This window comes from Pseudoalteromonas shioyasakiensis, assembly GCF_024518675.1.
GTDB classification, from domain to species: domain Bacteria; phylum Pseudomonadota; class Gammaproteobacteria; order Enterobacterales; family Alteromonadaceae; genus Pseudoalteromonas; species Pseudoalteromonas shioyasakiensis_B.
Window position 1 is genome coordinate 713,948 of record NZ_JANIGL010000001.1, and the last position, 19,753, is coordinate 733,700.

Consider the following 19,753-nt stretch of genomic DNA (forward strand, 5'->3'; position numbering starts at 1 on the left):
AGGAGTAATAAATGGCGTTTGCGCAATGGGCAGCCTTGCCTTGGGTTAAATCTCAAAAAGATAAAATTCAATGGGGGCAACTCGCCGGCAGCGGTCTCAGTATCGCTATCGCACAAGGGGTTCAACAGCAAGATGGTTTAGTGCTTATTGTTACCCCAGATACACCCAGTGCGCTGCGCTTAGAGACAGAACTCGATTATTTATTACCCGATCACCCGGTAATGGTATTTCCTGACTGGGAAACCCTGCCGTATGATCACTTCTCGCCGCACCAAGATATTATTTCGTCACGTTTAGCGACCCTTAATACATTAAAAAAAGAACAACAAAGTGTATTAATTGTGCCTGTATCAACTCTCATGCTGCGCACGGCCCCGGCCTCGTTTATTTATGGCTCTACACTTAATTTTAAAGTGGGCGATAATCTAGACACTCACAGCTTACGGAGTAATCTTGAGCAAGCCGGTTATTTGCATGTTCAACAAGTAATGGAGCATGGTGAATACGCTATTCGTGGCTCAATTGTTGATTTATACCCTATGGGTAGCCCGCACCCATTTAGGTTAGATTTTTTTGACGACGAGCTAGACTCTATTCGCCTATTTGATGTTGAAACCCAGCGTTCTGACGAAAAAGTAGATAAAATAGAGCTACTCCCTGCTCATGAGTTTCCAACCAATGAAAATGACATTGAGCGCTTTAGAATAAACTACCGAGAAAAATTTGGCGCAAGCGCTGAGCAAGATTCCGTGTACATGCAAGTCACTAAAGGAAACTGGCCTGCGGGTATTGAGTATTATATGCCGCTGTTTTTTCAGCAGCTTGCCACCATTTTTGACTACCTACCAGAGACCACAACAGTGATGCAGTATGGCGATTTAGAGCATGCTGCCGATAAATTCTGGCATGATGTCAATGTTCGCTATGAAAACCGCCGAGTCGATCCGTTAAGACCTTTGCTTGAGCCGTCTGAGCTTTATCAGCCACTCAATGAGTTATTTTCAAACTTAGGTAACTTTGCCCGCATACGTTTAAGCCAAGCTAAATTACCCACTAAAGCTGGCAATAAAAACTTAGCCACGGGCGATCTTCCCGCTGTTCGAATTGATCACAAGCAACATGAACCCTATCAAGCATTTATTGAGTATGTAGCAGCGCAAAAGAAACAAAAAGGCCGCGTACTGATCTCGGTAGAATCTGACGGGCGTCGTGAGTCATTACTTGCGTTACTAAAACCCAGTGGCTTAAAACTCAAAGAGTTTTCGTCTTTCGATGACTTTACCGCTAGCAATAGCGATGTTGGGTTAATTGTCAGCCCGCTTGAGCAAAGTGTATTATTAAGTACAAAGCCTGCATTGAGCATCATTACCGAACAAGAATTACTGGGTATCAAAGTCTCCCAGCGCCGTCGCCGTAAACATAAATACGAAGCCAGCCAAGATGCGTTGATCCGCAACTTAGCTGAGCTTAAAGTCGGTCAGCCCATTGTGCATTTAGACCACGGTGTTGGCCGTTATCAGGGGTTACAAACTATTGATGCAGCAGGACTGGTCACTGAGTTTGTAACCATCACCTATGCCGGTGAAGCTAAACTTTATGTACCCGTATCTGCCCTACACATGTTAAGCCGTTATTCGGGTGGTGAAGAAGCCACAGCGCCACTGCATAAACTAGGCTCTGATGCTTGGGAGAAAGCCAAAAAACGTGCTGCTGAAAAAGTTCGTGATGTCGCCGCAGAGCTGCTTGATATTTACGCCCAACGTCAAGCAAAACCAGGTAATGCTTTCGCCCTTGATGGCAGCGCCTATCGCGCCTTTAGTGATGGTTTCCCATTTGAAGAAACTGACGACCAACGTAACGCCATTGAAGCTGTTGTCGGTGATATGCAAAGCAAACACGCCATGGATAGACTGGTGTGTGGTGATGTCGGCTTTGGTAAAACTGAGGTCGCTATGCGCGCCGCATTCATTGCAGTGAACGACAATAAACAAGTGGCTGTATTGGTGCCAACTACCCTACTTGCCCAACAACATTTTGAAAACTTTAAAGACCGTTTTGCCGATTTCCCCATTGAAGTCGGTGTGCTTTCACGCTTTAACTCGCCTAAAGAGCAAAAAGATACCCTAGAAAAAATGGCCGAAGGGAAGCTTGATATTGTCATCGGTACCCACAAATTAATTCAACAAGATATTAATTTTCGGGATTTAGGCCTATTGATTGTGGATGAAGAGCATCGCTTTGGTGTACGACAAAAAGAAAAAATCAAATCATTACGTGCCGATGTCGATATTTTAACGCTCACCGCAACACCTATCCCACGTACATTAAATATGGCAATGAGCGGCATGCGTGATTTATCTATCATTGCCACCCCACCGGCTAAGCGCTTGGCTGTAAAAACCTTTGTTCGCCAGCGCGATGCTGAGCTTATTCGTGAAGCAATATTGCGTGAAATCAAGCGTGGTGGCCAAGTGTACTTTTTGCACAACAATGTAGAAACCATTGACCGTGTAACTCAAGAGATCAGTGAATGGGTACCTGAAGCGAGTGTCGCGTCAGCGCATGGACAAATGCGCGAGCGTGAACTCGAACAGTTAATGAGTGAGTTTTACCATCAAAAATACAATGTATTAGTTTGTACCACCATCATCGAGACCGGTATTGATATACCCACAGCCAATACCATCATCATGGATAGAGCCGATAAGTTAGGCCTTGCGCAACTGCATCAGCTGCGTGGTCGTGTGGGTCGTAGCCATCACCAAGCGTACGCTTATTTATTAACCGGCCATCCGAAGTCGCTTTCAAAAGATGCCGTAAAACGCTTAGAGGCTATAGAGTCTTTAGAAGACTTAGGCGCAGGCTTTGCGTTAGCCACACACGATTTAGAAATTCGTGGTGCGGGGGAATTACTCGGTGATGACCAATCGGGTCAAATGCAAACTATAGGCTTTAATTTATATATGGAAATGCTTGAGCAAGCAGTTAAATCACTGCGCGAAGGCAAAGAGCCAACACTTGATAACTTATTGCAACAGCAAAGTGAAGTCGATTTAAAACTCGCGGCTTTATTACCCGATGACTATATTCATGACGTCAACGCCCGTTTAGGTATTTACAAACGTATTGCAAGCTGTGCTACTGTAGATGACATGGATGAACTGCAAGTCGAGTTAATTGACCGCTTTGGTTTACTGCCTGATGCAACTAAAAACCTATTTAGTTTGCAGCAACTTAAACTAAAAGCCAGTGAATTAGGCATTAAAAAGATTGAAGCAAATCCAAAAGGTGGTTACTTTGAGTTTACCCAAGATACAAAGGTTAACCCGAGCTTCATCATTGGTTTGATACAAAGTGCACCCCATGTGTACAAAATGGATGGCGCAAATAAACTGCGCTTTGCGATCAGTGAGGCAAATGCCCGTGAACGCTTAAAAATGGTCACTGCAATGATTGCAGATTTCTCTAAAAAGGTTAGCCATTAATGTTGTTTAAAAAATCATTATTAATTTTATGTTGTGCATTTAGCAGCACAGCATTCGCAGAGCGATGGTTTGAAGTAGAGGTGCTGATATTCAAACAGCGCCCTGCTCCTTATTTACAAGAAGATTTTAGCCTTAAAAAAGAGCCCATTAAGGCAAGCAACAAAGTTGACTTACTGACTCCTTTATATACTCAACAAGCTAAACAAGACTGTATTGCTGGAGACAGCCGATTTAATTCAACCTCGCTAACTGATACTGTGATTGGCGCCAGCCGTTCAAGCTTATGTGATGATACTATCGATTACATTGCCAGTTACGACTCTTTGCCACTTAGCCCTGAGGCAGAGGCCAGAGATGACATGGTCAGCACCTATTTGTTAAACCCTGAGCAGCTACAGTTTAAAAGCCAACAGCGCGAGTTGGTACGAAAAGGCTTAAAGCCTTTGTTGCACACAGGCTGGCGATTCGAAGGCGCAAGTAAATCGCGCTCGCAAAGCATTAAGTTATTTGGCGGCCAACACCTCAGTACCCCACCTATCGCCAATAGTAATTTAAATAATAATGCTAGCTTTATTAGCTTAGTCAACCCGGTGCAAACACTTGAGCCTGTAACGCAACAAACTCAAGATAAATGGGAATTAGATGGCTTTTTTAATATTTACTTACGCCACTACCTATTTATTAATACCAACCTCGATATCAGTGAAAAGCTCGATAACGGGGAAATTCAAAGCGCCCGTTTTTCTCAGTTTAAACGCGTGATCAGTGGTGAGGTTCATTATTTTGACCACCCGAAAATGGGCATGATTGTACAAATAAGAAAATTTAAACACTAATAAAGGACACTATTTATGAAAAAGCTTTTAATAATTGCAGCTACTTTATCACTCGCAGCCTGCTCAAAAGTAAACTTAGAAAACTATGAGAAAATTTCTATAGGCATGGATAAGACAGAAGTCGAAGCAATTCTTGGCAGCGCAGACAACTGTGTTGAAAAAACCCTTCACACTAATTGTACTTGGGGTGATGAAGCAAAAAATATCGAAATCACCTTAGTTTCAGATAAAGTGTCTTTGTACAGTAAAACGGGCTTAGATAAATAATTGATTGATAAAGATGGTAGTTCGCTACCATCTTTGCAAGCTAGACTGATTTTACCACCAATATACTGGGTAATGACGCTTAGGATTACGTGATAGGTTATTCACAAGCAAACCAACCAATAACATAATCAACGAACCAAATAATACTGGACTAATAACATAATAATAACCGAGCTGATGAATACTCTCACCACCAATAACGGCTATTAATGCAGTTGCCCCACCCGGAGGATGCAAAGTGCGCGTTAAATGCATCACAGCAATAGATAGTGATACAGCAAGAGCACTAGCTAACATCAGATCAGCCGTTAAAAATTTAGCAACCGTAACCCCCACCATTGCACTAAATAAGTGACCACCGACAAGATTTCGCGGTTGAGAAAACTCAGCCAATGGCGCACCGTAAATAAGCACAGCCGTTGCCCCTAATGAACCGATTAAAAATAGATTAGTTAAGGCATCAAACTGCAGCGTTTTGCCTATCAGTGCCACTAAATAAATACCTAAGAACGAGCCTAATAACGACCACATAATTTTACTCATAGGTTTACGCGGCGGGCACTGGCTTGTTGCACTCATACGGGACAAAAACAATCGCATTTAAAAACTCTAGCGTAGTACAAAAAACAGATGATACCTGATGCAGTGCAATAATCTCGCGTTAAATCTATTCCATTTCGCTATAAATAAGCTCAATATTTACTATTTTGCTTCTGTTCAAAGTGATTTTATAACGCTGATGTTTACGTTCGCCTTTATCTTGATATACAACAACCACATTTAACTGATATCTACGTTCAACGCTTTGCTTTGATATTCTACTATTCTCAAGGTGGTACAATTTACCTTCTCCCTTTTTAAGGTAGCGTGTGAAGGGAGCGAGGTTAAACCTAAGGGTTTGTTGTAGGGTATCGTATCCTGGTAAAAACTCTTTCGCGCCTACTCGGGTTTCACTTGCAAAATGAAACCACTGTGCTGCAAGTTTATTTTGCTGTCGGCGTTTTGAGAATATATTACGAACAGATTCTGGTATCTTTTTAAAACGTGTGTATTCAAGCCAAATAAACTGGGTGGCAATTTTATCTTTAGTCACACTATTACGAAACTGAAAACGCCACTTTGGTCGCCCTTTGACAATAGCGCGCCAAATAACTCGTGTAATATCTTCTTTAAAAATCTCACGCATACCATAGATAGCACCTAATATAACAATCAAAGTTGCAGTCACTTCGGTAAAACTACTACGTGCATTCAATACCACTACCATGACAAAAGCCATAATGACGGCTGTAACAGAACCTTTCACCATCCGTTTCAAGTAACTATTTAGATGCCGCGTATGTCGGTTAAGCACCACACCATGCTCAATAAGACGCTGTAATAAACGCATTTTATTGGTAATACGGTTTGCATCTTTTAGTGTGGAATCAGAGTTATATTGCTGCTCTTGCCGATAAGCTTGTTCACTTTTACAAAAACTTAATAAATCACTGCGTTCTTTTGCATGGTCGCTACTTCGAGGGCCTTCGTCTAGCAACTTTAGAAATGACTGTTCAATTTGCCAACTTAAATAATTATCAGCATTGGTATAAAAAGAAATGAGCTTTTCATTATCCGGGGTGTATCTGCGTAACTTTTTCAACAAGCCTTTACTGAGTTCCGACAGCTCTATGGCGCGTTGATAAAACTCATCGATGTCGTCAATCTTTAATGCATCTTTAACATCCGTATCAATAGCTAGCCGTACCTGATAACAATATAAGTTTAAGTTCTGGCGATAATCTTGTTGTTCCCCTTTGTTTTTACTTACAAAACGGCTCCGAACCAAGGGTAGATGAATATTATTCGCGTTGTAGGCTAAATGAGATTTGAAGTGGTTATTAAAATACGCCTCTTCACTAAGTGTTTGCGGGTTAATGCCCATTTCATTCGGGATAGAGAAATACAAGTCGATGCGTTGTTCTGAGCGCGGGCTTAGTTCTGGTTCAATAATAAAGGATAAGTTCTCATCCTGTTTTAGCAATCAATTCTCCTAATAAGTTATTTGATAAATAGTTTACTGCCACATTTTAAATTGTTCAATAAAAAAGGCCCAGTAAAAACTGGGCCTTTTAATCATTAAATGTTCTTACTGATTAGAATTTAACATTTAGACCAGCGAAGAAACGACGACCTAATACATCATATGTGTACGGGTCAGTGTTTGAATCATTGTTACCTGTGTAGTAAGGAGGTTGCTTGTCAAACAAGTTATTAACACCTGCTGATAATGAAACCGTCTCATTTACTAAATAAGTACCACTGATGTCATGGTAAACAACTGATGGTGTAGAAGGTGCGTAACAGCTTGCCGGATCATCAATACATGCAAAGCTATCCATACCTGAAATATATCGCGCCTGATACTGTGCATCCCAGTTATCGCCAGCAACATTTAGCGTTAAGTTTGACTTAACTTCAGCATAACCACCCGTACCTGATGTAATAACACCCGTATAGTCAGTTGGTTCACCTGTAACTTGTGTTACATATTCATCAAGATACGTTGTATCAAGCCCAGCTTTCCAGTTTAAACCTGCTGCTTCAAAGCTATACGCAAGGTTTAAATCATAACCAGATGTTTTCTCTGAACCAATGTTTTGTAATTGGTTATTGAAAATAATACGTCCAGTGCTATCAATTGTTGCAGATGCAGATTGACATAAAGCCGTGCCAGCATTTGCGTCATTATTTACACACTGGTCTACAATGTATTGGCTATCAACAGTCACAATTGCATTTTCAATTTCAATGTCATAGTAATCTAATGTCATTGAAAAACCTTCAAACCACTCTGGCTCATATACGATACCAGCAGTTAGCGTATCTGCTTCTTCAGGTGTTAATTGATCATTACCACCTACAGTTACTTCTGCTTGGCTTTGGGCACCTGGGTATGTAACATTCTCAAACGAAGGTGAGTTACCAGAATAAAGTTCAGAAACAGTTGGGGCACGGAATGCAGTCGAAACAACGCTACGGAACATTAGTTCGTCATTAGCTTTCCAAGTTAAACCAAGTTTCCACGTTTCATCAGAACCAAATGTGCTGTAATCAAACGCACGAATTGCAGCGCTTAATTCGACGTTTTGGGCAAATGGAGCATCAGCTAGTAATGGAATTGCAAATTCTACATATGCTTCATTTACATCAAAGCCACCTGATGTAGGCTCTACTGGAGGATCGTTCGCTAAACCTTGTGCAGTTAATGAATCAGGAGTATACCATGCTTTTTCTTGACGACGCTCAACACCGGCTGCAAAAGCTGCATAACCCGCAGGAAGTTCGAACATTTCACCTGATACAGAGGCAGCTAAAATAAATAATTGGCTACCACCATTATTTACTTCAGTATAAACATTTTTACGGAAGTCTTCTGAAGTCCACGCAGCTTGATCTAACGGGTTGAATGTACCTTCAGTGATTTGATCTTGAATAGCCCCCATATTATGAAGGTTGCTTAGCTTATCCACTGAATCGTTACGACCGAAGTTAGCAGACACATCCCAAGAATAATCGCCAACAAAACCTTCAGCGCCAATTACAGCACGAACCGTATCAACAGATTGTTCAAAATAACGAGCACCTGTATCAGACATACGGCGGCCATAGAAAATATCATCGCCATATGCATAGTTAGCGCTTTCAGTAATGTAGTCGCCATTCGCATCACGATCTGCGATACCATCACCGTCACGGTCAACTTTACTGTTATATGTTTGCCCTAATAAAGAGTCACCCATCGCTTCATTGTATTCAAAACCAAACCATACTGGTTGTGCAGCCATTTGCTGCTCTGACCAACGTTTAGTGTAAGTAAATTCAGTAAAAAGACTAGTATCATCATTTAATTCATATGTAGCGATACCAGTTAGGTTTAAACGCTCCATTGGCGTGTAAAGGTAGCTAGCTGGAGCAAAGTTATAACGATCGGCATCAGTAAATGGGTGAAGACCACCTTGACCACTTAAACCATTATCACCAATAGCAATACCTGAAGTAATTGGATTACCATCAGCATCAACTGTTTGACCGTCGGCATTCATATCACCAATAAGGCTGTCTTGCCAAATGTGACCGCCTTCAGAGTAAACAGAGCCGCCATTACAGTTTAGGCCATTAGCATCTTCAGCAATTGGACAGCTAGAGAAGTCACGGTCTGACTGTTTAGCTTCACCACGATCAGTGTATTGCATACCAATTACGATATTACCTTTATCGAAAGATGTACCTACTGTGAAGTCGATAGAATTTTCTGATGCATCGCCTTCACCGGTGATAGCAGCATTTACATTCATATCAAGGCCTTCAAAATCATCCTTTAAGATGATATTTACAACGCCTGCAACCGCATCAGTACCATATACAGCAGATGCGCCATCTTTTAATACCTCAACAGATTTGATCATTGAAACTGGGATTGTATTAAGGTCAACAGTTGACGCAGCACCTGTACCTGATGCAATCATACGGCGGCCATTAACAAGTACAAGCGTACGGTTAGCACCTAAACCACGTAAATCGATACGAGCATTACCGCCAGAGCCATTGTTGATACCTGGGTTAGTCATCGCACCGCCAGTGGCAGTCATTTTTTGTAATACGCTATCGATGCTTGTTGCACCCATTGCTTTAATGTCATCAGCACCGATTAAAGTAACTGGGCTTGCGTTTTCCATGTCTGAACGCTTAATGCGAGAACCCGTTACTTGGATTTTTTCAATAGACTGTGCTGCTTCGTCTGCAGCAACTACACTTGTTGAGAACATAGGAATTGCTGAAATAACAGCTAAACCAAGAATTGATTTTTTCATGTGAAACCCTACTTGTTGGAAAAAGTACCTTATTCAGGTAGTGCTCGTTTTTGTTAGAATTACGAGTCAACGGCGGGCAACTTAGGCTGAATTAACTGAACGAAAACTGAATAAAAGAACACATAATGAACTTGCAGTTTTTTGCGAACCCAAAATAGAAACACACGTTAATTGATGTTTCAGTGTTAACTCAATAAAACAGATAATAAACAGATAGATAAATACAGTCTAATACACAAAAAGCACGAATGATATCAAATACACAGAGTTTGTAATCAAACGTAATCACAGTATAAATTTACCCAAAAAGGGAAACTTTACAAGTTAATCACATGGTTTTATAAAAACAGTAAAACTCAATGTTAAAAACTAACCATAATTATTCAAAAAGAATGCTTAAAAAAGCATATCAAGCAGATGAATTTTAGTTTATATGCCGATAATTACACTGTTCATTACAGAACAAGGCGAAATAGAGGAAGAAATATGCTCAGCGTAGAGTCATCGCGATAAATCAATACGAGGTGGTATTAGTCTATGAGTACTACATAGTGATGGGGGTAACTAAATTAGATTCTAAAGTGACATTGAGTTGGGATTTACCTGCGCTTACTATTTTATTAATACGTGACTATAAAGTAGTAAGATAACGTTTGCGGATTACCGTGCTTGTCTTCTAAATTTAATTGTAATTTCCATTTCATATTCTTTTCAGAGCAAATACCCACCATGGTTTGGGCTTGGTATATATTTCCTAGGGATGAAAATGCTACTGGGATATACCCCATATACATAGTGACGCCCTCGAGGCGCGCACTAATAATTTTTTCATTATTAGCAACTGAGAGGTTTATATTGAACGGTGTTTCTGGCGTTAGATCGGTATCAGGTAACCAAACTTTTATACCCTTGTTGAATGTGCAAGGCATATTGGGCTCGCAACTTGCGACTCCCTCCTGCTGCTCTATACTTTCTTTATGGGGAGAGCATGCTATTAAACCTATAACGGTTATCAAGCTAAACACACTATATTTAACCAACATTGTCATTTTCCCTATAAAAACTGATCGCAATATTAGTTATCATGGTATTAAAACACAACGGGTTGTCACTAAATAATCAATGAATCTCAAAAAGTGTAACAAAAAATAGTCAACTACATGATAAAAATTGATTGATGTCATAATTTTATGCAATTGACCTATCTTTTTTAGGCCAAAAATTTTATCATTTCCCCCGCAAAAATAGGGTTTCTCGAGTTTGTTTTCTGAAGCAGTCAAGTATTGGTGGTTTTAGATAGCACGCTTGTGGAGTAATAGTAGGCCCCGCTTTTCATTAAGTGGGTAATTCATTTCTAAACGCATATATTGCAGCGGAAGCCAGAAAATGAGCCAAACAGTAGCATCACAAACTGAGTACAACTATAAAGTTGTACGCCAATTCGCTATTATGACAGTGATTTGGGGCATCGTTGGCATGAGTATTGGGGTTCTGATTGCTGCCCAATTAGCTTGGCCAGCACTTAACTTTGATACACCATGGTTAACATACTCTCGACTTCGTCCGTTACATACGAACGCAGTTATTTTCGCATTTGGTACAAGTGCACTTTTCGCAACATCGTATTATGTTGTTCAACGTACTTGTCAAACGCGCCTTCTTTCGGACAAATTAGCAGCCTTTACATTTTGGGGTTGGCAATTAGTTATCGTATTGGCAGTAATTACACTTCCACTAGGTATCACAAGCTCTAAAGAATATGCAGAGCTAGAGTGGCCTATCGATATTTTAATCGCGATTGTATGGGTAACGTATGCAGTTGTATTTATGGGTACCATTGCTAAGCGCAAAGTGTCGCATATCTATGTTGCTAACTGGTTTTATGCTGGTTTTATTATTACTGTTGCAGTATTACACATTGTAAACAGCATGGCGGTACCAGTATCACTGACTAAATCCTATTCAATCTACGCGGGTGCTGTAGATGCAATGGTACAGTGGTGGTATGGTCATAATGCTGTAGGTTTCTTATTAACTGCTGGTTTCTTAGGTATGATGTATTACTTTGTACCAAAGCAAGCTGGTCGCCCGGTATATTCATACCGTTTATCTGTTGTTCACTTTTGGGCACTTGTTTCGCTTTACATTTGGGCCGGCCCTCACCACCTACATTACACTGCACTACCAGATTGGACACAAAGCTTAGGTATGGTGATGTCTATCATCTTATTCGTTCCTTCTTGGGGCGGTATGATCAATGGTATTATGACCCTGTCAGGTGCATGGCATAAACTACGTACTGATCCAGTACTTCGTTTCTTAGTTGTTTCATTATCTTTCTATGGTATGTCTACCTTCGAAGGGCCTATGATGGCAATTAAATCTGTAAATGCACTTTCTCACTACACTGATTGGACCGTAGGTCACGTTCACTCTGGTGCGTTAGGTTGGGTTGCAATGATTTCTATCGGCGCTATCTATCATCTAATTCCGGCACTATTCTCACAAGGTCGTATGTACAGTGTGAAACTTGTTAACACCCATTTCTGGTTACATACCGTTGGTGTGGTACTGTATATTGTTGCTATGTGGATTTCAGGTGTAATGCAAGGCTTAATGTGGCGTGCAGTGAATGCTGACGGTACATTAATGTATAGCTTTGTTCAGTCACTAGAAGCATCTCACCCATTCTATGTTATGCGCTTCTTAGGCGGTGTATTTATCGTCGCAGGCATGCTAGTTATGGCTTATAACGTTTACCGTACAATTACAGCGAAAAACGATTCGTTGAAATTAGACGCGCAAGCCCAGTTAGCATAACGGAGTGAAATGATGAGCAATAAAAATTCACAAAACAAACATGAAATAGTCGAAAAGAATATCGGCCTAATGGCGATATTGACTGTTTTTGCTATCAGCTTTGGTGCATTGGTTGAGATCACTCCACTGATGTTCCAAGACGATACTACAAAGCCTGTGGATGGTTTACGTCCACTCAATGCGTTAGAGATGGAAGGCCGTGATATCTACGTGCGTGAAGGTTGTTATAACTGTCACTCACAAATGATTCGCCCTTTTCGTGATGAAGTAGAACGTTATGGTCACTACTCTGTTGCTGGTGAGTCTGTTTGGGATCACCCTTTCCAATGGGGTTCAAAACGAACGGGTCCTGATCTTGCTCGTGTTGGTAAGCGTTATTCAGATGACTGGCATTATGCCCACTTAATGGACCCACGCGCAGTGGTGCCTGAGTCTAATATGCCAGCGTTCCCTTGGTTAGATGAGAATCGCGTAGATACAAGCCTGACCCTGAAAAAACTGAAAATTTTCCGTGATACGTTTGCTATCAACCCACAAAATCCAGCTCACCCTGGTTTAGGTTATGGTAGTGACGAAGAACTAATCGCTGATATTGCTAAAGTTGATGCAATGAATGACGGTAAAGGTGCAACAGAAATGCAAGCCCTTATCGCCTACTTGCAACAACTTGGCACGCACTTGAAGTAATTAATTATGGATTACGGAACATACAGAGGCATTTTGACTCTGGTAATTTTAGTATTGTTTATTGTGATTGTTGTGTGGGCATATAGCAAACGTAGCAAAACGCGTTTTAAAGACGCCGCTAATGCCATCTTTGAAGATGAGAGCAAACACAACAAAACACTCTCTAATGAGGAAAAGGGGTCTGAGAAATGACTAGCTTTTGGAGTATTTGGGTTATTGTATTAACCCTTGCATGCTTATTTATCATTTTTGGCTTACTAGTGTGGAACTTAACAAACTACGCTGGTGTTAAAGAAGGTGAAAGCTGCGGCCATGAATTTGATGGCATAGAAGAACTAAATAACCCACTACCAAAGTGGTGGACCTATATGTTCTTCGCAACATTCGTATGGTCAGTTTACTATTTAGCAGCTTACCCTGGTTTAGGTAACTGGGAAGGTTTAGCTAAATGGACCAGCTCTAACCAAGGCGTAACCTCTTTAGCTGAATCTAAAAAAGCAGTTGAAGAAGCCAAAGCCAATGGTGAGTTTGTTAAGCTTGATAAAGAGTATGAAGCTGCAGATGAACGTTTTGGCCCTATCTTTGAAGGCTTTGCTAAACAAGATATCGAAACGCTTATTAAAGATGAAAAAGCGCTCGAAATTGGTCAACGTTTATTCGCACAAAACTGTTCACAGTGTCACGGCTCAGATGCACGTGGTGGTCAAGGCTTCCCTAACCTAACTGATAAAGACTGGTTATATGGTGGTACGCCTGACAAAATTAAAGAAACACTACTACATGGGCGTATTGCAGCAATGCCACCATGGGGTGATGCTTTAGGTGAGCAAGGCGTAAAAGAAATGACTGCACATGTACTTAGCCTTTCTGGTCGTACTGTGAATCAAAAAGACGCTAAAGCCGGTGCAGCTAAGTTTGCAATGTGTGCAGCGTGTCACGGGGCTGACGGTAAAGGTTCAGTTGCACATAACCTACCATTTGGTGCACCTGACTTAACTGACAATATCTGGTTATATGGTGGTTCACAACGTGCTGTTGAAGAAACCATTGTGAATGGTCGTGCTGGTGTAATGCCGGCATGGAAAGATATTTTAGGTGAAGATAAAGTTCATCTTTTAACCGCTTATGTATATAGCTTATCGCAAGATAAATAACCATAACGTTAATAAAATGTTTATAAATTAATCTTTTAATTCAATAGATTAATTAAGATCAAAAAAGCCTCCATCTGGAGGCTTTTTTTTAGTCTTTTTATGACAATTCCTATAAAATGTCCCCATCACAAACTAATTAAGTGTATTTATGAAGCCTACTCCTTGGTATAAAAATTTCTGGCCTTGGTTTTTAATCTTTTTCCCATTAGTCGCAATTATTGGTTGTATTTCATTATTAATCACAGCGATTGGTAATGGCCCGGATATGGTCGTAGATGATTATTATAAAAAAGGCAAAGCTATCAATTTAGAATTAAGTAAATTCGATAAAGCTAAAGCGCTCTATTTACATGGCGATTTAAAAGTTGAACATGACAAAGTTAGCTTTAAATTTAATAAAGGTGATACCAGTAATATTCATTCATTAAAAATGTCTTTTTATCATCGCACTATCGGTGAGTTTGACTTTGACACACATTTAACACCGAATGCGAATGGAGAATTCACCGCAATTATTGAGCCATACAATGACGGGACTTACACTGTTTTTATTGAACCAACGGACGGAAGCTGGAAATTAAAAGAAAATATTACTTTGCCAAATGAGCAAAGTATTGCGATTAACCCTGAATATAAGTAGTTAAGATACCATGTCTAATAATTGCTTTCATTGCCTTGAAAGTGTGCCTGTAGGCTTTACTGCGACCGTAAAAATAGACGGTCGCCCTGAGCCAATGTGTTGTATTGGTTGTCAAACAGTTGCCGAAACTATTGTCGCTCAAGGCATGACTGACTATTATAAATTTAGAACCGTGCGTGCAGGTAAAGTAGAACAACTTGTGCCTGAGCAGTTAAAGCTTGTTGAAAGCTACGATAACCCCGATATTCAAGAAGAGTTTATTTCACAGACCAATGATGTCAGTGAAGTATTACTCACTGTCGAAGGGATCACTTGCGCCGCATGTGCTTGGTTAATTGAAAAACAACTACTGAACATGCCCGCTGTTAAGCGGGTTGATGTGAATACATCAACTAACCGTGCGATGATCCAATGGCACAAAGATGCCCTGCCCCTGAGTGAAATAATTAAATCATTGCTAGAAATAGGTTATAATGCGTATCCCTTCCAAGCAGATCTAGAAGCCAGTCAAAAGCAACAAACCGCTAAAGCATACATCCGTCGTCTCGGTGTTGCAGGCCTGATGACCATGCAGGTAATGATGTTTGCATTTGCCATGTATTTTGGCATGTTCTCTGGCATGGAAGAAAACTTTGAACAGTATTTTCGCTGGATCAGTTTAGTACTCGCGTCGCCGGTTATTTTATATAGTGCTTTACCATTTTTAACCAACGCGATAAATGGCCTCAAAGCCAAACAATTGAATATGGATTTACCAGTATCTCTGGCCATTTTTGGTGCATATGGTGCAAGTTGCTATGCCACTATAATGGCCGTGGGTGAAGTATATTTTGAGTCAATTTGTATGTTTACCTTTTTATTATTACTCGGTAAATACCTAGAATTCAGAGCGCGCCTAAAAGCCAGTGAATTTACCGCAAACTTACAAAAATTATTACCTTTAACTGCACGTACATTAAATGTTCAAGGTAATGAGCACATTATCGCAGCTAAAAAACTTAAATTAGATGACCGAGTATTAATAAAGCCGGGAGAAACGATACCCGCTGACGGCATAGTGTGCGCGGGGGCTACTACCGTTGACGAATCAATGATGACTGGCGAACACCAGCCTGTTGATAAATACGTTGAACATCAAGTGTTTGCAGGGACCGTCAATCATGATGGTGTAATTGAAATTCGTATTAATAAAGTAGGCCAAAATACACTACTAAACCAAATTATAAAATTACAACATAGTGCACTTGCAACGCGACCAAAACTAGTAGAAATAACAGATAAAGTGGCGCAATGGTTTGTCGCATGTTTATTAATTTTTGCTTCGATCACTGCAATTGGCTGGTACCAAATAGATCCAGAGCATGCTTTTTGGATCACTATTTCAGTATTGGTTGCAACCTGCCCTTGTGCACTGAGTTTAGCTATACCGACAGCTTTAACATGTGCAGTAGCCACGCTTACCCGTAAAGGTATATTGATAAAGCAAGCACATGTGCTGGAAACACTACCACAATTAACACGTGTCGCATTTGATAAAACGGGCACGTTGACTCAAGGACGGTTTACTCTCGATGCAGTGGATATACTGGACAACGCTTACAGCAAGGCAGATATTTTATCTTTAGCCGCGCAACTAGAAAGCTACTCAGAGCACCCTATCGCCACTGCATTTTCAGAGTTTACACCACAGCAACGAAGCCTTAGCAATATCAAAGTTCAACCCGGCTTAGGTATCACTGGCGAAGATCAAAAATACCATTATGCCATAGGTAAAAGCGGTTGGTTTGATACGAAAAAAACCAACGCCCAAGCCACATTTTATGTTGATAAACAGCCCATCGCGCACTTTTACTTTGTCGATGAAGTAAAACAAAATGCCACTGAGTTAGTTGCCTCACTAAAAAGTCAGGGCTTAAGCTGCCATATGCTTACAGGTGATGCGTCAAATGCAGGACAGAAGATAGCCAAGAAGCTTAATTTAGATAGCTTTATAACAGGTTGTTTACCCCAAGATAAACAACAGCACGTCGATAATTGGTCTAAACAGGGTGAAATAGTGGCTATGGTGGGCGATGGCGTCAATGACAGTCCCGTATTTAACAGCGCCCATTTATCTATCGCGATGGAAACCGGTGCTGATATTTCCAAAAACACCGCCGATGTGGTATTACTCAATAGTGACTTAGCAGCAATATCACACTTATTAACCGTTTCTAAAAATACACGTCGAATTATAAAACAAAATTTAACTATTTCGTTAATCTATAATGGCTCAATTTTACCTCTTGCAGCAATGGGCTTAGTTGCACCTTGGATGGCGGTGATTGGCATGTCAGCCAGTTCTATTATTGTTATTAGTAACTCCCTGAGGTTATTAAAGTTATGAGTATCATTTACATATTAATCCCCATCGCCATTTTATTTGTGATCATCGCTATTGGGGTATTTTTTTGGGCCGTGCGCGGTGAACAATTTTCAGATTTAAATAAACAAGGTCACAGTATTTTGTTTGAAGACGACAAAGAGCAACACAATAAAAGTAATGATTGATCCTCTTTTTATCAGTGCTTTTATAATGGGTTTGATTGGCAGTGGACATTGCATTGCAATGTGTGGAGGAATTGCCAGCTCGTTACAATTAGCAACTGATAAACGCCGCCCTTTGGCGTATTCACTAGCTTATAATTTAGGGCGAGCAACCAGCTACATGCTTGCAGGTGCACTTGTAGCTGGCATTAGTAGTCATTTTGCCAGCCAAAGTATGTGGTTTTCATTGCTATTAGCATTTTTAAGTGGTTTATTTATGCTGCTTGTTGGCATGTATGTTATGCGTCTAGGTGTCAGCCTACAATGGCTAGAATCAGTTGGCAAAACACTTATTTGGCAACACTTAGTTAAACTGAATCGTTTCATAATGCCAATAAACTCATTACCCAAGGCCGCAGCGTATGGCGCACTATGGGGTTGGTTACCCTGTGGTTTAGTATACTCAGCGCTAACTTGGGCGATGACTAGTACAACGGCTATTGATGGCGCTATAGTAATGCTCTTTTTTGCCCTTGGCACTTTCCCTGCCATGTTGAGTATTGGTATGGGTGCACAATTTGTACATAAAATTTTAAATCATCCATGGGCACGTATCGCCATGGGCAGCATTCTTATTTGGTACGGTATATACTTACTGATTATTGCAACTGATAAACTAGTGCATTAATCTAACTAAAAATACGCACATTAATGGACTTAACTGATGGATTTATCTCACAATAAAGCAAAAAGCAACTGCACTATTAGCTGTAATGACTGCAGCATCAGCCAACTGTGCTTACCTTTTACACTTAATGGTCAAGAAATGGATAGACTTGACGAGATCATTGAGCGTAAAAAGCCATTGCATAAAGGTGATTATTTATTTGAATCTGGTGCCCCTTTAAATGCGATATTTGCTGTGCGCTCAGGTTCATTTAAATCTTATACCCTATCAGAGCAAGGTGATGAGCAAATTACCGGCTTTCATCTTGCTGGAGATTTAGTTGGCTTTGATGCAATCAATAAAATGCAGCATCAGAGTTTTTCTCAAGCACTTGAAACATCAATGGTCTGCGAAATTCCTTTTGACACCTTAGACGAGTTATCAGGCAAACTACCCAAGCTTCGCCAGCAGATAATGCGTCTAATGAGTAACGAAATAAACTACGACCAAGAAATGCTATTATTACTGAATAAAAAGTCTGCTGAAGAACGTTTAGCCAGTTTTATTTATAATTTATCAAACCGCTTTGGTGAACGAGGTTTTTCTCGCAAAGAATTCAGATTTACCATGACCCGAGGTGAAATTGGTAATTACTTAGGCCTCACAGTCGAAACCATTAGTCGTTTACTTAGCCGTTTTCAAAAAGCAGATTTAATTAAGGTAGAAGGGAAATTCATCACTATTTTAAATAATGATGGTTTGCGTGATGCCGCGGCGATTCACCCCAAGTAAACCTTGATCTAGAACAAATCTTACTCAAGTGCACCTTTAACTAAACAAATTATACGTTACACTGTATATAAAGTAGTTAAAGGAGCAGCTCATGAATACTATTAAACAGATCCTTGCCATTATCGATCCAACTGCTGACTCTCAGCATGGTTTATCTCGCTCTATTGATTTAGCTAAAAAGTCCGGTGCCAATATCACGGCTTTTATGAGCATCTACGACTTTTCATATGAAATGACCACGATGCTTTCAAGTGATGAGCGCGAAGCAATGCGTAATGCAGTTGTTAAAGATCGACAAGCATGGCTTGATGAAATTCTTGCACAATACCCTGATTTTAATATCAAAAGCCAAGTTGTCTGGCACAATCGCACTTACGAAGCGATTATCGATACCGTCATTACACAGGGTTTTGACATCGTCGTTAAAGGCACACATCAACATGACACCCTCAAATCGGTTATTTTCACCCCCACAGATTGGCACTTAATTCGTAAATGCCCTGCCCCTGTTTTATTAGTAAAAGAACATGCGTGGCCTGCTCAAGGTAATATTCTTGCAGCAGTCAATGCTGTCAGTGAAAATGAGCAACACTTAGCGCTTAATGACCGAATCATTAAAGACGCGCAATTTTTATGTGAACTTGCCAATGCAAAATTAAACCTTGTCAATGCCTACCCTGCAACACCTGTTAATATTGCCATCGAAATTCCTGAGTTTAACCCAAGTGTTTATAATGAATCTGTTAAACAGCATCACCTTGAGTCAACCCATGCACTTGCCGACAAACATCAAATACCTCATCAGGCCTGTGCGATAGAAGAAGGTTTACCTGAAGATGTAATACCTGATGTTGCATCTCGTTTAAACAGTGAGCTGGTAGTGATTGGTACTGTTGGCCGCACAGGTTTAAGTGCCGCGTTAGTCGGTAACACTGCTGAGCATGTCATTGATAGTTTGGATTGTGATGTTTTAGCACTTAAACCAGATGGTTATAAAAGCCCACTTGCAAAAGATTAAATAAATTT

General features: G+C 40.4%; 17 protein-coding genes. 13 read left to right on the forward strand and 4 right to left on the reverse strand.

What is annotated here, in order from left to right:
- Positions 1-11 precede the first annotated feature (11 nt).
- Genes mfd through NQT69_RS03145 form a run of 3 tightly spaced genes read left to right on the forward strand, consistent with a single transcriptional unit; the run spans position 12 to position 4,588 of the window.
- Positions 12-3,485: a transcription-repair coupling factor gene (mfd, locus tag NQT69_RS03135; protein ID WP_256826250.1), complete on the forward strand. Its 3,474-nt coding sequence runs from the start codon at positions 12-14 to the stop codon at positions 3,483-3,485.
- Positions 3,485-4,321, forward strand: a complete 837-nt coding sequence (locus NQT69_RS03140) for a peptidoglycan binding protein CsiV (protein WP_256826251.1) — start codon at positions 3,485-3,487, stop codon at positions 4,319-4,321. Before mfd ends, NQT69_RS03140 begins: the two co-directional genes overlap by 1 nt.
- 15 nt (positions 4,322-4,336) lie before the next feature.
- Positions 4,337-4,588: an outer membrane protein assembly factor BamE gene (locus tag NQT69_RS03145; protein WP_256826252.1), complete on the forward strand. Its 252-nt coding sequence runs from the start codon at positions 4,337-4,339 to the stop codon at positions 4,586-4,588.
- Positions 4,589-4,639: 51 nt separating this feature from the next.
- Here NQT69_RS03145 and NQT69_RS03150 read toward each other — a convergent pair whose 3' ends face one another.
- From NQT69_RS03150 to NQT69_RS03165, 4 genes are all read right to left on the reverse strand, one after another.
- Complete coding sequence (locus NQT69_RS03150) at positions 4,640-5,188, reverse strand: HPP family protein (protein WP_256826253.1); 549 nt, start codon at positions 5,186-5,188, stop codon at positions 4,640-4,642.
- Positions 5,189-5,255: 67 nt separating this feature from the next.
- On the reverse strand, positions 5,256-6,611 hold the full coding sequence (locus NQT69_RS03155; RefSeq protein ID WP_256826254.1) for a hypothetical protein: 1,356 nt from the start codon (positions 6,609-6,611) through the stop codon (positions 5,256-5,258).
- 112 nt (positions 6,612-6,723) lie between these two features.
- Complete coding sequence (locus NQT69_RS03160; RefSeq protein ID WP_256826255.1) at positions 6,724-9,441, reverse strand: TonB-dependent receptor; 2,718 nt, start codon at positions 9,439-9,441, stop codon at positions 6,724-6,726.
- A 620-nt stretch (positions 9,442-10,061) separates the two neighbouring features.
- The gene (locus NQT69_RS03165; protein ID WP_256826256.1) at positions 10,062-10,484 is read right to left on the reverse strand and encodes a hypothetical protein; all 423 of its coding nucleotides are present in this window, start codon (positions 10,482-10,484) and stop codon (positions 10,062-10,064) included.
- A 343-nt stretch (positions 10,485-10,827) separates the two neighbouring features.
- On the opposite strand from NQT69_RS03165, the gene ccoN reads away from it, so the two are divergent.
- The 10 genes from ccoN (at position 10,828) to uspE (ending at position 19,745) form a co-directional block, all read left to right on the forward strand.
- Positions 10,828-12,261: a cytochrome-c oxidase, cbb3-type subunit I gene (ccoN, locus tag NQT69_RS03170; protein WP_256826257.1), complete on the forward strand. Its 1,434-nt coding sequence runs from the start codon at positions 10,828-10,830 to the stop codon at positions 12,259-12,261.
- Positions 12,262-12,273: 12 nt separating this feature from the next.
- Positions 12,274-12,948 carry a cytochrome-c oxidase, cbb3-type subunit II gene (ccoO, locus tag NQT69_RS03175; RefSeq protein ID WP_256826724.1) on the forward strand — a complete coding sequence of 225 codons (675 nt, stop codon included), beginning with the start codon at positions 12,274-12,276 and terminating at the stop codon, positions 12,946-12,948.
- A gap of 6 nt (positions 12,949-12,954) precedes the next feature.
- Positions 12,955-13,140 carry a cbb3-type cytochrome oxidase subunit 3 gene (locus tag NQT69_RS03180; protein WP_087534511.1) on the forward strand — a complete coding sequence of 62 codons (186 nt, stop codon included), beginning with the start codon at positions 12,955-12,957 and terminating at the stop codon, positions 13,138-13,140.
- A complete protein-coding gene (ccoP, locus tag NQT69_RS03185) occupies positions 13,137-14,102 on the forward strand; it encodes a cytochrome-c oxidase, cbb3-type subunit III (RefSeq protein WP_256826258.1) in 966 nt (321 codons plus the stop codon). Before NQT69_RS03180 ends, ccoP begins: the two co-directional genes overlap by 4 nt.
- Positions 14,103-14,250: 148 nt before the next feature.
- Positions 14,251-14,742: a FixH family protein gene (locus tag NQT69_RS03190; RefSeq protein WP_256826259.1), complete on the forward strand. Its 492-nt coding sequence runs from the start codon at positions 14,251-14,253 to the stop codon at positions 14,740-14,742.
- Between the two features lie 10 nt (positions 14,743-14,752).
- Entirely contained in the window at positions 14,753-17,128 is a 2,376-nt protein-coding gene (locus NQT69_RS03195; RefSeq protein WP_256826260.1) for a heavy metal translocating P-type ATPase, read from the forward strand.
- Positions 17,125-17,292 (forward strand): cbb3-type cytochrome oxidase assembly protein CcoS, encoded by a 168-nt coding sequence (ccoS, locus tag NQT69_RS03200; RefSeq protein WP_058559001.1) that lies wholly within the window; start codon positions 17,125-17,127, stop codon positions 17,290-17,292. Before NQT69_RS03195 ends, ccoS begins: the two co-directional genes overlap by 4 nt.
- Positions 17,285-17,956, forward strand: coding sequence for a sulfite exporter TauE/SafE family protein (locus NQT69_RS03205; RefSeq protein ID WP_256826261.1), 672 nt, complete (start codon positions 17,285-17,287; stop codon positions 17,954-17,956). Before ccoS ends, NQT69_RS03205 begins: the two co-directional genes overlap by 8 nt.
- A 36-nt stretch (positions 17,957-17,992) precedes the next feature.
- The gene (locus tag NQT69_RS03210) at positions 17,993-18,727 is read left to right on the forward strand and encodes an FNR family transcription factor (RefSeq protein WP_256826262.1); all 735 of its coding nucleotides are present in this window, start codon (positions 17,993-17,995) and stop codon (positions 18,725-18,727) included.
- Positions 18,728-18,818: 91 nt separating this feature from the next.
- The gene (gene uspE, locus NQT69_RS03215) at positions 18,819-19,745 is read left to right on the forward strand and encodes a universal stress protein UspE (RefSeq protein ID WP_256826263.1); all 927 of its coding nucleotides are present in this window, start codon (positions 18,819-18,821) and stop codon (positions 19,743-19,745) included.
- Positions 19,746-19,753: the final 8 nt, after the last annotated feature.